Origin of the sequence: Wolbachia endosymbiont of Oedothorax gibbosus, from assembly GCF_936270435.1 — a bacterium.
GTDB lineage: Bacteria > Pseudomonadota > Alphaproteobacteria > Rickettsiales > Anaplasmataceae > Wolbachia.
On the sequence record NZ_OW370567.1, the window covers coordinates 1556689 to 1572360 of the forward strand.

Here is a 15672-nt window from a genome sequence, read left to right on the forward strand (position 1 = left end):
AAACTACCGGACATGCCCGATCTAAAGACAATGATGTTAAATTTTGGCCCTCAGCATCCAGCTGCACATGGGGTGTTACGTCTTGTTTTGGAGATGGATGGTGAAGTAATCGAAAGAGCTGATCCCCATATTGGGCTTTTGCACCGTGGTACTGAAAAATTAATAGAACATAAAACGTATCTTCAAGCTTTGCCATATTTTGACCGCCTTGATTATGTATCACCAATGTCACAAGAGCATGCATATTCGTTATGCGTTGAAAAATTGTTGCAATGCGAAATTCCAATTAGGGCAAAATATTTGCGTGTCTTGTTTTGTGAACTGACAAGGATACTAAATCACTTACTGAATGTCTCTTCTCAAGCACTTGATGTTGGAGCAATGACCCCTCTTTTATGGCTTTTTGAAGAGAGAGAAAAAATACTGGAGTTCTATGAAAGAGCCTCAGGTGCAAGATTTCACGCAGCTTACATCAGACCAGGTGGAGTTGCAGCAGATATTCCAGAAGGTTTGATTGAGGATATTGCAAAGTTTATAGAGCAATTTCCGAAATATATAGATGATGTTGATGAACTTTTAACAGAAAATAGGATATGGAAGCAACGCACTGTAGGAATCAGTGAAATATCAGTGGCACAAGCACTTGATTGGGGCTTTAGTGGACCAATGTTGCGTGCTGCTGGGCTTGCTTGGGATTTGCGAAAAAGCCAGCCATATGAAATATATGATCAGCTAGATTTTGATATACCTATTGGCCAAAATGGTGATTGCTATGATCGTTATTTAGTGAGGATGGCTGAGATTAGGCAATCTATTAATTTGGTAAAGCAGTGCATAGAGAAAATGCCTGAAGGGCCAATAAAAACTGAAGATAGAAAGATTTCTCCACCGCCAAGAGCGGAGATGAAAAAATCTATGGAAGCTCTGATTCACCATTTTAAACTTTACTCAGAAGGATATCACGTACCAAAAGGTGAAGCTTACACAGCTGTTGAGGCACCAAAAGGTGAGTTTGGAGTGTATATAGTTTCAGATGGTACCAATAGACCTTATAGATGTCGAATAAGAGCACCTGGCTTTGCACATTTACAAGCCTTAGATTTTATGGCAAAAGGACACATGCTTGCCGACGTTGCGGCAATTATTGGCTCACTCGATATAGTTTTTGGTGAGATTGATAGGTAAAATAACTAACAACATTCATCATATATTAACTTCCGCCTTCCATATTGCGCTTATAATAATTTACAAGAGGCTAATATGAGTTTTTTTATTGATGAAACAAATTTTCTTGTAGGCATTGACCTTTTTAAGGTTAAACCAGACTACGAAATAAGAGATAAAATTAAAACTAAAATAAGCACAATTTCTCATTTCTTTAGTGGTAATATTAGGATTTTCTTCTATCCACTCTTCAATTTGCTGTAGTTGAGCCTGATTTAATTTATACCAAACTTCGTTATTGGGAAGATGGTATGAATAGTATTATATTGCTTAGTTGGAAGCAAGAGAAGATAATAACTTCTCAGAGTGGATAGGTGGCAGGTTGACTATTTGTCTGAGGCACTTTCTATTTTCATTAGAAAGAAGACCTCGTTGGGAAGATTAATTGCCTATGCCACCGAAAATCATCGTGAGGCTCACAAAATGTGATGACCTCGTATAGGAGTTTGGACCAACCGGCAATATTCTACTCTGATATATTGAAATATGCAATTGGAGGAAAAAATATGCGTCACATTGGTACATACCAATAGTTTTACTACTTGTTACTTACAAGAAGGGAAACCTGAGCATATTCAAACGTTTCGTTTAAAAGACTTGGATAATTTTATCGAAGGTCTTCAAGAAACAGATGAAGTAGCTATAGAAGCAACAGGTAACAGCTGTTTCTTTTATGATGCAGTTTCACCTTATGTTAAACGTGTCGTGATAATTGCTCACGGACAGTTCGAAGTTGTTCGCCGCTCTGTACACAAAACAGACAAGCATGATGCACGAGCTATTGCTTTCTTTCTAAGCAAAGATATGCTGCCTGAGGCAAGATATAAAAGCAAACAATGTCAGTAGTTAGCTTCTCTTCTTCAAGCAAGAGATCTGTTAGTAAAATCAAAGGTATCTTTAATCAATAAAATGCATGGTCTTTTTAATTACCATGGGATAAAGATTAAAAAGGAGGTACTTACAACTAAAGTGGGATTTGAGAGTTCTATTCAAAAGTATACCTGGGATACTTTAGAAAAAGTTGAAATTGAAGTGATTAGTTATCATTTAGAAGCTATCCGAGAAAGCCTTAAAAAACTCGAAAAGGAAATTATAGCTTTTGCTAAACAACTTCCTGGATTTAACAATCTTATCAGCATAAAGGGAATTGGCTCAATTTCTGCAGCTATTTTTATCACGACAATTGGAGACATTAATGATTTCCGTAGGCCTGAGAAACTTACTGCATATTTTGGAGTTGTACCAAGAGTTTCTCAATCCAATCAGCAATGTACAGTTGGAAGAATTACCAAACGAGGGTCAAAAATAGCGCGTACTTCTTTAGTTCAATGTACTTGGATTGCTATACGTTACAGCCCTTACTTGAAAAGCTTTTATGAGCATATAAAAAAGAAGCGTGGTTCTGCCAAGGCTATAACTGCTACTGCCAAGGAAATTCCTGATAACCATTTTCTATACTCTTAAAAATGATTGGGTTTTTAAAGATTTCACAAAATTTGAATTTTTTACTGGACAACAATCATAGGAGACAAATACGATAAATTAGCTTAGCAGAAAGCGCTCTTTTTCATTTGTCTAATTACTATTGAGATTTGGTATGAAAAAGGTAAAAAAATTGGTAAAGAGGAAGGGAAAGTTGAAGCTGCAAAAGCAATGCTGGCTAATAATAACACTATTGTCAAGTTTACTGGCCTTTCTATTAGTGAGATTGAAGAATTAAGTGGAAATTTGTAAACGGTTATGTATCTGCTGAACAGATACTAGTAATTTACGATAAATCTAGTAGGGTAAATCACAATAGTTGCGTTTAGATTAGGCACTGATGCATTACTTCCAATACCTTCTTACCAATTACCGCAGGGGTTTCAGCAATTGCAATTCCGGCACTCCGCATAACTTCTAGTTTTGCACCAGCACTACCGCCACTGGAAGAGATGATTGCTCCAGCGTGCCCCATACGTCTTCCTGGAGGTGCCGTTTGGCCTGCTACAAAACCAACGATTGGCTTTTTAGTTTTTTCTGTTTTCACAAAATGTGATACATCCTCTTCTTCATTTCCACCTATTTCACCAATAACTACAATGCCATGAGTATCGTCATCTTTTAAAAACAGCTCCATACAGTCAACAAACGTCATACCATGAACTGGATCCCCTCCAATCCCTATACATGTTGACTGACCAAGACCAACAGCGGTTGTTTGTGCTACTGCCTCGTAAGTTAAAGTTCCAGAACGAGACATAATCCCTATATGTCCACGCTTATGGATATGGCCAGGCATAATCCCTATTTTGCACTCTTCGGGCGTAATAATTCCCGGGCAGTTAGGACCAATCAATCGACTTTTTGAACGAGTAAGAGCATGCTTCACCTTTACCATGTCAAGTATAGGAATGCCCTCTGTAATGCAAACTATCAATTCTATTTTTGCATCTATTGCTTCAAGTATCGCATCTGCGGCAAATTTAGCTGGTACATATATAACTGTAGCATTTGCACCGGTTTTTTCTTTAGCTTCTGCTACAGTATTAAAAACTGGTAAGTTAAGGTGAGTGCTACCACCCTTACCAGGAGTTACACCACCAACCATTTTTGTTCCGTAGCTAATTGCTTGCTCTGAATGAAATGTACCTTGTGCACCAGTAAAACCTTGGCATATTAACCTTGTATCTTTGTTTACTAAAACGGACATACTCTATTTCACCTCTTGTACTATTTTCTGCGCAGCATCGCCCAATTCATCTGCAGCAATAATATTTAATCCTGACTCTTCTAAAATTCTTTTTCCTTCTTCGAAATTAGTGCCTGATAATCTAACCACTAGAGGAACCTTAATATCTATTTCTTTTGCAGCCGCAACAATTCCACTTGCAATAATATCGCAACGCATTATACCACCAAATATGTTAACCAAAATTCCTCTTACGTTGCTATCAGACAATATGATTTTAAATGCTTCAGTTACAGTTTCTTTACTCGCTCCACCACCAACATCCAAAAAGTTAGCAGGCTCTGCTCCGTAGTATTTTATTATATCCATTGTTGCCATAGCAAGACCTGCACCGTTTACCATGCAACCAATACTGCCATCCATTTTGATGTAACTGAGCCCATACTTTGAAGCCTCCATCTCTTCTTTCACTTCTTCATCATAATCACGAAGTTCCATAATTTCTGGGTGACGATATAAAGCATTATCATCAAAATTAATTTTAGCATCGAGCGCAATAAAGTCTCCAGAATTTGTTTCAACCAGTGGATTAATTTCAATTTGGCTTGCGTCAGTTGCAATAAACGCATCGTATATATTTTTTGCAACATTTGTTATTTTTTCTATTTGTTCTGGACTTAAACCAAAACTGCTGTTCAACTTACTGCTATCAAAACTTGTAGCAGAATCAATATCAAATTTCACAATTTTTGCAGGAGAATTTTTCGCCACTTCTTCAATGTCCATTCCACCTTCTGAGGAAAATATGAACATTGGCCTACTGAGCTTCGGGTCGATTACCAGGCTTAAATAATACTCTTTCTTAATGCTTGAGCCCTCTTCAACGTACACTTTTCTTACTTGCTGCCCGCTTGGCCCTGTCTGATGAGTAACTAAAATCATACCAATCATGTCCTTTACAAACTGCTTGGCTTCTTCAGCTGACTTTGCTAGCTTTACACCACCGGCTTTACCCCTACCACCTGCATGAATTTGAGCTTTAACTACAAACACGTCAGATTTTAATTGACTTACTTGAGTCTTTACTCTTTCCGCAGATGTAGCAACAAAACCTTTTGGCACTGGGACATTAAATTTATGCAAAATCTCTTTTGCTTGATATTCGTGAATATTCATAAAACAACCAATGATAAATTATTAAAAAATTACCAACCGTAACGCTGTCTTCTGCATCCTTGCTGATACCTCTTCTTTCTCGCTTCAGCTTTCTTTTTAGCTCTTTTTTCTGATTTCTTTTCATGATATTTTTTTTTCATTTTCAACCCTTTTCCTTCCTTTTGAATTATTTTTTTCAATACTGGAAGAGCTCTGTCTACATCACCATAATGAACTGATACTTCAATCAAACTCTATACCTCCTTCGGTAATCATTTCAGAATTTATTTATAAATTAGAAAATTAACATTGTCAATTATTTTATAAACTTGAGCGTTAAATTGCAATATGAACGGAATGCCTTTAAAAGCTCTAACTATTAAAAGCGTTAAAACTTCTGCTAGCATCGGGGCGGAGAGATTTGAACTCCCGACCCTTTGGTCCCAAACCAAATGCGCTACCAGGCTGCGCTACGCCCCGATTTCTTTACTCAGATTATCAATAATTCAGGCAAAATGCAAGGTTCATTTGTTTACTTTAGAAAAAATATAATATGAGATTTAATATTATTCCAGAATATGTTTTTATTAACTTCTCTTTAGTAGCAAACTGCTTCGCAGGTGGCCTATAGAATTTAGCGCATGCAACACTGAACCAGATTTCTTTATCTTAGCCATATTTAAAAATCTAGCTACACCAATTGGTGAAAGTTAATGCAGCAACTACAGCAGTATCGACCCTTAAAATTCTTTTTCCTAGACTCAATTTTTGACAAAACTTATCGGCAAGATCAAGTTCATAAGATGAAAAACCACCTTCAGGGCCAACAATAATGGCAACATTTTTCTTACCTTTCAGCACTTTATCAGTTTTACCTGTTTTATCACATAAAATAAAATTTTTACTCTGGGAATCAGGTAACTCACAAAAATTGATAGGAGGCAAAATCTCTGGTATACTTATCCTACCTGATTGTTCCGCAGCTTCGATTGCCTGTAATTTTGCTCTACTTAGGTTAATGTTTTTTACTACTGTACGTTCTGTTGAAATAAATTGAATGCAGGTTACTCCCATTTCAGTTGCCTGTCTTACTATGTTGTTCAAAGCAGCACTTTTTACCATGGCACAATACAGGTATAAATTTTCCTCATATTGCTGTTGTTTAGTGCATTCTTTGAGTGTAACTTTTGTCAATTTACGTGATATATTAACTACTTCTCCTAACCATTCTCCATCCTTGCCATTAAAAAGAGAGAGATTATCATACTTCTTAAGCCGCATTACATTGCAAATATAGTGACTTTGTTGTGGATTAAGTGCTAAACTCACGCCTTGTGATAAAGCTTCTTCAACATAAAGCCTAATTTTTCCCATTCAAAACTTTAATTATATTCTACTTGAGTGACTCTTACGGGATTTGAACCCGTGTTACCACCGTGAAAGGGTGGTGTCCTAACCACTAGACGAAAGAGTCAATGCGAATAACTCAAGTTATATTGATTATGCACACAAAGTCAATTCAATTGTTTTACGATACAAGCAGTTTTTGTGAAATCCCAATTTGTGATAAGAGTGATTTATAACCACTTAACGAGTGGTGGCATTGACATCATAATTGCATCTGGATTGCCGTCGGTCATCAAACCAAACCTTGTGCCACGATCATATAACAGATTGAATTCTACATATCTGCCGCGTTTTATTAATTGATTTTCTCGTTGTTCTTTTGTCCAAGATTTTTGTATATGTTTACGTATGATGTGCAAATAAATTTCCAAAAAGGCTTCACCTACTGCTTTTGTGAACTCAAAATCATTTCTCCAATTGCCAGAACTCAGATTATCATAGAAAATACCACCAATGCCACGCGGCTCTTTTCTATGTGGTAAGAAAAAATAGTTGTCACATTGCTCTTTAAATTTTGGATAATATCTGGTGTCAAATCTATCACATGTCATTTTGATTGATTCATGAATATACTTGCAATCTTCTTCATTTTTATGTATTGGCGTAAAATCCATTCCTCCACCAAACCATTGTTTTGAAGTATATATCAGCCTTGTGTTCATATGTGCTGCAGGGATAAGGGGCGATTGCATATGAGACACTAAAGATATGCCGCTTGCCCAAAACTCTCCGTTACTTTCACTTGCACCAGGAATTTCATTAATGGCTGAATCTGCAAATTTTCCGTGTACTTTTGAAACGTTTACTCCAACTTTTTCAAAAACATTACCAAAAATAATTGTAGATTCACCACCTCCACCACCTGGGCGATCCCACTTTCTTTTTTCGATCTTTGGCTCTGCGGATGATTGTTTTTCAATTAATAAGAAAGATTCTATGATCTTATCTCTTAGTGCACAGAACCACTTAAATGCTTGTGTTCTTTGTTTTTCCATAATATCCTCTCGCTAGCTTATTAACATTGTTATATCTGATATTTAAGGAACTTAATTAGATTTGGATGATAATTATCTATCAAAGACGTTAATAAATCTATAATAATTAAATCAATATAATAAAACATTTTCGTATGTACAACGATGCCAAGTAACAATAATGAGTAAAAGATACATAGATAACAAAAAAGAGAACAGGGTTGACTTCATACTAAGAAATTATGGAATGTCAATTGTTGTGATGGCAGTTATTATGCTCTTACCTCCAGTAGCAATATCGATACTCTACTTTTTTGATATATATAGTCAGCATATTAATATAGAGATTAATTTATTAGTTAGCATTCTAACAACTCTTTTTATGATATATAATGTAAAACGCTACAGACACCTACTTAATACTATAGAATTTCAAAATGCAATATTTGCAAATGCACTAAATCATAATACAGAATTTTGCCTTATTTTACATAGAGATGAGGGTATTATTTATTCTGATGCAAGGTTCTACGAAAGGTTTAAAGATCATATAGATGATGACATTACGTTAGGCAAGATTCTTGAAATAGGAGATGTTTCAGAAGAAGACAAAAAAGTACTCTATCATGCACTAAAAAATAACTCTTCTGTACAGGTATGCATTTCCTTAAACAAGAAGAATAGAGTATCTAACTTTCTTTTGCTCTTTGAGCCGATACCAGATAATCCCCAAATTGCTATAAATAGTAATAAGATTTTAAATTTATCATTAGTGCCAATAGCAAGGCCAGATGGGTATTTTGTGTTAAAAGCAACACAGATAAACAAGGAGCAGATATATGAAGAGTTAATAGAAAAACACAGTATAGGAACTTACATTGCAAATGCCAAAGGGGTGATTTTATCTGTAAATAAAAGATTTTTAGACATATTTGAACTGAAAAAACTGGAAAAAGGTAGCTCAATTAGTGATTTTATATCTCAATCTAAATATAACAATACAACAACCGATAATGAAATTTTGTTTTTTACTATAAGTGGTATTCCATTCAAGGCTTATATGAGCACTGCTATATTTTGTGATAAATACAACCATAGCTATATATATGGCTTTATAACACCAACCGAATCAAATATTGTTGATTATCAATTACACCCTTGTTTTGCAAATTCATCAATTGCTATTGCACAATGTGACATAAACGGCAACTTTGTAAAGAAAAATACGGCACTAATAAAGCTTGCAGGGTTAGATAATAATTCAATCTTTACGTTGATATTGGATAGTTATCATGTGAAAATACGTGAATATTTTTCGAGTAATAGAATAAATAATGCGTCCTTTGATGTACAGCTCAACTGCGGTAATAACATAAAAATATATTTCAATAAGTTTCTTCATAATAAAATGATCTTCATACTTTGTTATTTTATTGATAATACTGAACACAAAAACCTAGAGATAAAGCTTGAGCATTATCAAAAGATGCAAGCTATAGGGCAGTTAGCAGGTGGTATTGCGCATGATTTCAACAATATATTGACTGGGATAATAGGATTTTGCGATTTGCTTTTACTCCAACATTCAGCTGGAGATCCATCTTTTGGAGATATAATACAGATACAGCAAAATGCGAAGCGTGGATCAAATTTAGTAAGACAGTTGCTTGCTTTTTCAAGAAGACAGACCTTGCAGCCAAAAATTATTGATGTAAATAGAACTATAGCTAATCTTTATGAAATGATAAAAAGATTAATAGGTGAAAATATAAAATTTAATATTTATTATGGTAGAGACTTGGGTGCTGTGAGGGCTGATCAAGGGCAATTAGAGCAAGTTATACTTAACTTAGCAGTCAATGCTAGTGCTGCTATGGAAAAGGGCGGAGAATTAACTATACGAACCTTTAATCAAAAGATTGACTCATTAAATTCTACACCTCAGGATATGTTTTCTCCAGACAAGGAAACGATCGAACATGGAAATTATGTTGTGATTGAAGTAATTGATACTGGATGTGGAATGACAAGTGATACAATTGGAAAGGTATTTGACCCATTTTTTTCTACCAAAGATATTACCTCTGGTACAGGTCTTGGCCTCTCTACTGTATATGGCATTATTAAACAAACTGAAGGATACATCTATGTTGCTAGCAAAGTAAATCATGGAACTAAATTTAGCATATTTTTGCCCATGGTTTACATATCAGATGAAATTTTGAGAGAGGAAGATAGTGAAGAAATAGAAAAACCGGTAGTAAGTGAAATTAAAGGTAATGGTATAATTTTATTGATTGAAGATGAAGATTCAGTAAGGGAATTCATCTCTAAAGCACTCAAAAGAAAAGGATTTGATGTAATAGAAGCGAGCGTAGGCAGCGAGGCACTAGAAATAATCAGTAAAAAAAATCAACACATAGATCTAATAATCACTGATGTAATAATGCCAGAAGTCAGCGGTCCAGAAATAGTTAAAAAAGCTCTGATTTATAGGCCAGATATTAACATTATTTTTATATCTGGATATGCAGAAGATGCTTTTTTAAAGAGTGATGACATCAATATAGAAGATTTTCACTTTTTGCCAAAACCATTCACTCTGAATGAATTAGGAAACAAGGTTCAAAGTGTATTACACGAAACAAAAAAAATAGTCTAATTTTAGTACGATTAGCAATAACAAAATTTTCTAATGCAAAAGTTTCTTGCATATATACAATGGAATTATTTTATACATGAGATAAAGGGCGTGAGCAAGATTATTGCAATAGTAAATCAAAAGGGTGGAGTTGGCAAAACCACAACTAGTATAAATTTATCGACAGCCTTTGCTGCTGTGGGAAAAAGCACTTTATTGGTAGATCTTGATCCTCAAGGAAATGCTAGCACAGGACTCGGGATTTCTTATCGTAGTAGGGAAGAAAAAAATATATACAAAATATTACTAAGCAGCGAAAATAAATTGATAGAATCGGCAATTTTCAATATAAAGGAAATTCCAAATTTATCGCTAATTTCGTCAGTAGTTGATTTATCAGCTGCAGAAATTGAATTATCGCAACTTGAGCGAGGAAAATTTGTGCTAAAAAGCGCATTGGAGAAGATACGCGATAATTATGAGTATATAATCATTGATTGCCCTCCATCACTTGGGCTTCTAACCATCAATGCCTTGACTGCTGCTAATTCTATTATTGTTCCTCTTCAGTGTGAATTTTTTGCTCTGGAAGGATTAAGCCATTTAGTTAAAACTGTAGAGCTGATAAAAAGGAATAACCTAAACCCTTTTTTAGCAATAGAAGGGATAGTGTTAACAATGTATGACAGGCGCAACAAACTCAGTGAACAGATTAAAAACGATATTTGCCAGTATTTAAATGATAAAGTATACAAAACTATCATCCCATTGTATGAGACTGTTATTCCACGTAACGTACGGTTATCAGAAGCGCCTTCTCATGGAAAACCCGCTATTGTGTATGATCTTAGGTGTCCTGGTGCACAAGCATATATAAGTTTGGCAAGGGAAATTTTAAAAAAGCACGCGAGTAGTTGTAAGGAGAAGAAGCTAGTGAGCGAGGGCATGGTATGAAGGATGATAGACGCCTCGGCAGAGGTCTTGCCGGCCTCATAGGCGATAATTATGATAATAAAGAAGATCGACAAGAGTATTTGCCTATTTCATTACTGCACCCAAGCAAATTTCAACCGAGGAAACATTTTGACGAGGAGTCATTAAGAGAACTTGCAAATTCGATAAAGAAAAGTGGCATTATACAGCCTATCGTGGTACGCAAAGACTCAAATGACGATGGTTACGAAATAATAGCTGGAGAACGTCGTTGGCGAGCAAGCAAGATTGCAAACCTTGATAGTGCACCCGTTATCATAAAAGATCTGAGCGACAAGGAATGCTTGGAAGTATCCATTATTGAAAACATACAAAGGCAAGATATTAATCCAATAGAAGAAGGTGAAGCGTATAAGAGACTGATAGATGAGTTTTCCTATACACATGAAGAATTAGCTTCAGCTATAGGCAAAAGCCGCAGCCACATAACCAATATGACTCGGATGTTGTCACTCCCTAATAGGGTGAAAACAATGATCAATGAAAAAAAGTTGTCTATGGGTCATGCAAGAGCGTTGATTAATGTTGAAAATGCGGAAGATATTGCAGAAAAAATAGTTTCTCAGGGCTTAAGCGTTAGACAAACTGAAAAATTGATAAAAGACTTACACCAAAATAATAATCAAAAAGAGCGGAAATATACCAGAAATCAAGATATGGCAGTACTAGAAGGTACTATATCTTCTCAACTTGGTTTAAAGATCAAAATTAACGACAACAATTCTAAGGGTAAAGTTATGATACGGTATAACAATCTCAGTGAATTGGATTTGATATTGAAAATTTTGAATAGGAAGCTTGAGGTATAGCTAGTTAAAGTAAGATTTCTCTTCTCCGCCATGCTGTATAAAAAAAGTCTAGATTCCAGCGTCACGCGCTGGAATGACAAGTTCTCGGCAACCCCTACGTCATACCGCCGCGGCGCTAACACGTAGCAACTGTTCTCCCTCGTCATACCGTCACAGTATAGCTCTTCTCATAATAGTCAGAACAAATCATAAAAAAGCAGAATCAACAGCTTGACGGAAAGACTGAAAAATAGGGATATTTTTTCTAGCTCTGTTCTTTATAGCAAACCAATGATGCTCAATTTCGTTAAAGTCTGGAGAATATGGAGGAAGATAAAGAATTTCAGCACCTACTCCTTTAGCAAGATCATCGATTTTAGATTTATGGAAAGCAGCGTTATCAAGAATTACAGTTTGGCCAGACCTTAAAATTGGAGTCAAAAACTGCTCAAACCAAGCCTCAAAAACATCCTTGTTGCAGTATCCCTCAAAGGTCAATGGAGCAATGATTTTCTTTTTATTTAGAGCTGCAATCATGCTGACGCGCTGAGTTTTTTTACCTGATTTTAGTGAATGAAACCTCTCTCCTTTTCTGCAATATCCGTATGTTCTGTATTGTCTATCCCAGATTCGTCAATATATACAAGATTTTCAGGATGTTTTGTTGCTATAATCTTTGCAAATTGAGCTCGCTTTTCTTCATTTCTTTCTTTATATCCGTAGGTCTTTTTTTCTTGTAAATCCAATATTTTTAAGTGCGCGGTGAATCGTTTGTCGACTGATATTGCCCCAGCATCTCTAACTGAGTTTTGCCACCATGGTTTTTTGCAAATTCGGTGAAGATATTCCAGTCGGTAATTTTATCTACGCTTCCAGGCTTTTTTGACTGAAAATCTCCCGTTTCCTCACGCCTTTTCTGCCACTCATATAAAGTCGTTTTTCCAATTTTAAATCTCTTGGCAACAGTTGCTCTACTATAATGCACCCCATAAATTAGACCAAAAAAAAATGGTTAATCCGAGTAAAAAGGGAAAAGAATGGAGTGTAGTATGAGAACAAAAAAGCAGAGTTAAAAGCAAAGATAGCTTTGGAAGCAATAAAAAATCAAAAAAGCACAGCAGAGATATGTAGTAATACCATCAACAAATTTATATGATTGGCGTGATAGAGTATTAGCAAGATTAAAAGACCTATTTATAGAAGAAAGTGAGAGTATAAGAAAACAAAGGATATTAGGACAAGAAATAGAAAATTTGCATAAAGTTATAGGGGAATTGACGGTTGAAAATAATTACTTGAAAAAAAAATTACTGAAATAAACAAAAAAGATAGGATAAAACTTATAGAAAAAGACTCTGATCTATCAATAAGAAAACAAGCTAATTTATTGAGGATTTGCAGGTCTAGCTTATATTATAGTCCTATAATTAATGATGAAAGTGAGATAGCAAATTTAATTCAAGAAATATATTTGGCTTCAGACTGCCATTATGGATATCGAAAAATTACTGCTGAAATTATAGCAAATGGAATAGTAATCAACCATAAGAAGGTTTTGAGAATAATGAAAAAGATGGGAATTACTGGGTTATATTGTAGAAAAAAACATAACACTAGCATTAAAGATAAAAAACATAAAATATATCCTTATTTACTTGAAGGTTTGATTGTTTGTAGAGCTAACCAGGTGTGGGCCACTGATATAACGTACATTATGCTTGAAGGTAAGTTTGTCTATTTTGTAGCAATAATGGACTTGTATAGTCGCTATATTATTGCTCATTCATTATCACCATATCTTGATGCTGGATTTTGCATTCATACTCTCAAAGAAGCTCTAAAACAAGGTAAACCTGAGATTTTCAACAGTGATCAAGGTGTGCAATTTACAAGCTATAATTTCATTATGGAGTTAGAGCGTGCTAATATAAAAATCAGCATGGATCATAAAGGACGCTGCTTTGATAATATATTTATTGAACGCTTATGGAGAACTTTAAAACAAGAAGCCATATATTACTATAGACCAAACAGTATCAGAGATTTGGATGTTGTAATAAAGGATTTTGTTGGTTGGTATAACTATAGAAGGCGACATCAGTCTTTACATTATAAAACTCCTGCTGATCTCTATTATCATAGACAATGAATGAATATGTGCTTTAAATGTGTGTGGACGCACATATTCATTATTTTTTTTAGATTAGAACTTCTTTACAAAAAAATCGGATTACTTTGAAAAAAATGGTCTAGACAAATGGGTGCACTATACCGCTGGTCTACTCTCCTTTGAATGATTCAGAAAACATTCCATTGACATGCTGAACAACAGATACGACACTATGTCGTTTACCGTAAAAACTCATATTTTACACAATCACAGCGAGGAAACACATTCCTCGAACGGATAATTTCATTATACTTAACATGGAAACAAAAGGGCTTTCCAAAATCTCCTATCTATTGTTTCTTAAACCACTCTGCTGAACGGATACTAGTAAATTTCTTAATGTTTATGGCTAAAAGAGCCCAAGAGAGGTGTCATGCCAGTGCTCCTTTTTTTGTCATCCGAGTAGCCCCTATGATGTCATTCCAGTCTGGAATCCAGTTTTCCATATAATCTCATCGAAAATGTTGTAACCACTTTCTGTGCTAGTTTGCTTGCTTACAAGCAAACTTTCCTGGATCCCAGTGTCAAGCACTGGGATGACACCATTCTTTTTCCTGGATCCCAGTGGGCTTTGTTGCATCGCACCTTATACTGGTAATAATTTACGATAAATTCATGTAGCCATTTCGCATACCAATGTCAGTGAATTTATTGAGCAAATAACACTTGAGTCGCAGTTCCTTCTCACGATTAACCTCAGATTTGTTCCGAAAACTAAACCCGAATGTTTGTTTCAGTCGCGAGAAAAAACCTTCTACATAAGATCTTTTCCCATAATTTACTTTCTTTTTCCATTCTTTCACGCCATCTTCACCATGTAATTTCATTAACTGAATAGCGACATTTCTATCAAGCATATAATCTATTTCTGGATGTTCTGCCGCATTGTTTATTGGTGGAATTTTTGTCTTTATATCATATTCGTTACACAACTTATAAAACTTGTGCCTATCATATGCTCTATCTGCATATAGTGCTTTTATGGCATGAACTTCTTTTAGCAAATCACAAGCTCCATAGTGATCAGACCGTTACTGTATTTTGCAGCTATATATTCAACATTACATGCAATTTTCTATAGCTGCGATACTTTCTATCTTCGCTATTTTCCTTCAGGAGTATTGTTGTATATCTGTACTGTCTATAGCAATTTCGATATCTTCCATATTATTTTCTGCAATCATTGATCTTAATATTAAGTTTCTTTTGATGCTTGTGAATAGCTGATAACTTGCAATTTTTCCCAATTTGCTCAAGGTATCCTGCTATAAATCCAACTGTTTGCCTCAAACCTATTCTGAATAGATGGGTTATTATATGTATCAAAATTACAACTTTATCACTATAAATATAGTTGCCGCCTTGCATTTTTGGACTATTTTCATACCAATTTTCGATAGCTTCATCGATGTAACGAAAAATATTTCCTCTTTCTTGCAAAAATTTGTTATATTCGTTTTGGTTACTGACTCTCATTTTTTGTGGCATATTTTTTCTTCAAAGGTTAAATGGCTATTTTATAATGAATTTTGTCAGTAACTGCCAGATTTTTTCGGTTGCTATGCAACAAAGCCATTCCAGACTGGGATGACAAGAAAGGGAGCACTGGAATTTTTGTTTCAGCATTAGCCATGCATCTGAACAGATAC

11 protein-coding genes, 2 tRNA genes and 6 pseudogenes are annotated in these 15672 nt (G+C 35.1%); 8 read left to right on the plus strand and 11 right to left on the minus strand.

All coding sequences use genetic code 11. The features are described 5' to 3' along the window. Nucleotides 1-12: 12 nt before the first annotated feature. From NBW39_RS07905 to NBW39_RS07915, 3 genes and pseudogenes are all read left to right on the plus strand, one after another. Nucleotides 13-1185, plus strand: coding sequence for an NADH-quinone oxidoreductase subunit D (locus tag NBW39_RS07905; RefSeq protein ID WP_250295129.1), 1173 nt, complete (start codon nucleotides 13-15; stop codon nucleotides 1183-1185). A 525-nt stretch (nucleotides 1186-1710) separates the two neighbouring features. Continuing rightward, a pseudogene (locus tag NBW39_RS07910) lies at nucleotides 1711-2749 on the plus strand (IS110 family RNA-guided transposase). Between the two features lie 71 nt (nucleotides 2750-2820). Continuing rightward, nucleotides 2821-2958, plus strand: a pseudogene (locus tag NBW39_RS07915) (Rpn family recombination-promoting nuclease/putative transposase); the annotation flags it as partial. A gap of 73 nt (nucleotides 2959-3031) precedes the next feature. On the opposite strand, the gene sucD reads toward NBW39_RS07915, so the two are convergent. From sucD to hemF, 7 genes are all read right to left on the minus strand, one after another. After that, on the minus strand, nucleotides 3032-3916 hold the full coding sequence (gene sucD, locus NBW39_RS07920; protein ID WP_250295130.1) for a succinate--CoA ligase subunit alpha: 885 nt from the start codon (nucleotides 3914-3916) through the stop codon (nucleotides 3032-3034). Nucleotides 3917-3919: 3 nt separating this feature from the next. Then, nucleotides 3920-5071, minus strand: a complete 1152-nt coding sequence (gene sucC, locus NBW39_RS07925; protein ID WP_250295131.1) for an ADP-forming succinate--CoA ligase subunit beta — start codon at nucleotides 5069-5071, stop codon at nucleotides 3920-3922. 29 nt (nucleotides 5072-5100) lie between these two features. Next, a complete protein-coding gene (rpsU, locus tag NBW39_RS07930) occupies nucleotides 5101-5301 on the minus strand; it encodes a 30S ribosomal protein S21 (protein ID WP_250295132.1) in 201 nt (66 codons plus the stop codon). Between the two features lie 155 nt (nucleotides 5302-5456). Next, nucleotides 5457-5530: transfer RNA gene (locus tag NBW39_RS07935), tRNA-Pro, on the minus strand. A 207-nt stretch (nucleotides 5531-5737) separates the two neighbouring features. Continuing rightward, nucleotides 5738-6424 (minus strand): 16S rRNA (uracil(1498)-N(3))-methyltransferase, encoded by a 687-nt coding sequence (locus tag NBW39_RS07940; RefSeq protein WP_250295133.1) that lies wholly within the window; start codon nucleotides 6422-6424, stop codon nucleotides 5738-5740. A gap of 28 nt (nucleotides 6425-6452) precedes the next feature. Beyond that, a tRNA-Glu gene (locus tag NBW39_RS07945) sits at nucleotides 6453-6524 on the minus strand. 103 nt (nucleotides 6525-6627) lie between these two features. Then, nucleotides 6628-7452, minus strand: coding sequence for an oxygen-dependent coproporphyrinogen oxidase (hemF, locus tag NBW39_RS07950; RefSeq protein ID WP_250295134.1), 825 nt, complete (start codon nucleotides 7450-7452; stop codon nucleotides 6628-6630). Between the two features lie 160 nt (nucleotides 7453-7612). On the opposite strand from hemF, the gene NBW39_RS07955 reads away from it, so the two are divergent. From NBW39_RS07955 to NBW39_RS07965, 3 genes are all read left to right on the plus strand, one after another. Further along, nucleotides 7613-10093, plus strand: a complete 2481-nt coding sequence (locus NBW39_RS07955; protein ID WP_250295135.1) for an ATP-binding protein — start codon at nucleotides 7613-7615, stop codon at nucleotides 10091-10093. Nucleotides 10094-10183: 90 nt separating this feature from the next. Beyond that, nucleotides 10184-11026, plus strand: coding sequence for a ParA family protein (locus NBW39_RS07960; RefSeq protein WP_250295798.1), 843 nt, complete (start codon nucleotides 10184-10186; stop codon nucleotides 11024-11026). Further along, nucleotides 11023-11874, plus strand: coding sequence for a ParB/RepB/Spo0J family partition protein (locus NBW39_RS07965; protein ID WP_250295136.1), 852 nt, complete (start codon nucleotides 11023-11025; stop codon nucleotides 11872-11874). Before NBW39_RS07960 ends, NBW39_RS07965 begins: the two co-directional genes overlap by 4 nt. A gap of 186 nt (nucleotides 11875-12060) precedes the next feature. On the opposite strand, the pseudogene NBW39_RS07970 reads toward NBW39_RS07965, so the two are convergent. Continuing rightward, a pseudogene (locus tag NBW39_RS07970) lies at nucleotides 12061-12826 on the minus strand (IS630 family transposase); the annotation flags it as partial. 108 nt (nucleotides 12827-12934) lie between these two features. On the opposite strand from NBW39_RS07970, the pseudogene NBW39_RS07975 reads away from it, so the two are divergent. Further along, nucleotides 12935-14002 (plus strand): annotated as a pseudogene (locus NBW39_RS07975) (IS3 family transposase). Between the two features lie 140 nt (nucleotides 14003-14142). Next, nucleotides 14143-14327: pseudogene (locus tag NBW39_RS09060) on the plus strand (IS66 family transposase); the annotation flags it as partial. 105 nt (nucleotides 14328-14432) lie between these two features. On the opposite strand, the gene NBW39_RS07980 reads toward NBW39_RS09060, so the two are convergent. The 3 genes and pseudogenes from NBW39_RS07980 to NBW39_RS08765 form a co-directional block, all read right to left on the minus strand. Next, nucleotides 14433-14603, minus strand: a complete 171-nt coding sequence (locus NBW39_RS07980; protein ID WP_250295137.1) for a hypothetical protein — start codon at nucleotides 14601-14603, stop codon at nucleotides 14433-14435. A 22-nt stretch (nucleotides 14604-14625) separates the two neighbouring features. After that, a pseudogene (locus NBW39_RS09265) lies at nucleotides 14626-15511 on the minus strand (IS5 family transposase). Nucleotides 15512-15527: 16 nt separating this feature from the next. Further along, on the minus strand, nucleotides 15528-15656 hold the full coding sequence (locus NBW39_RS08765; RefSeq protein ID WP_256466296.1) for a hypothetical protein: 129 nt from the start codon (nucleotides 15654-15656) through the stop codon (nucleotides 15528-15530). Between the last annotated feature and the right edge of the window lie 16 nt (nucleotides 15657-15672).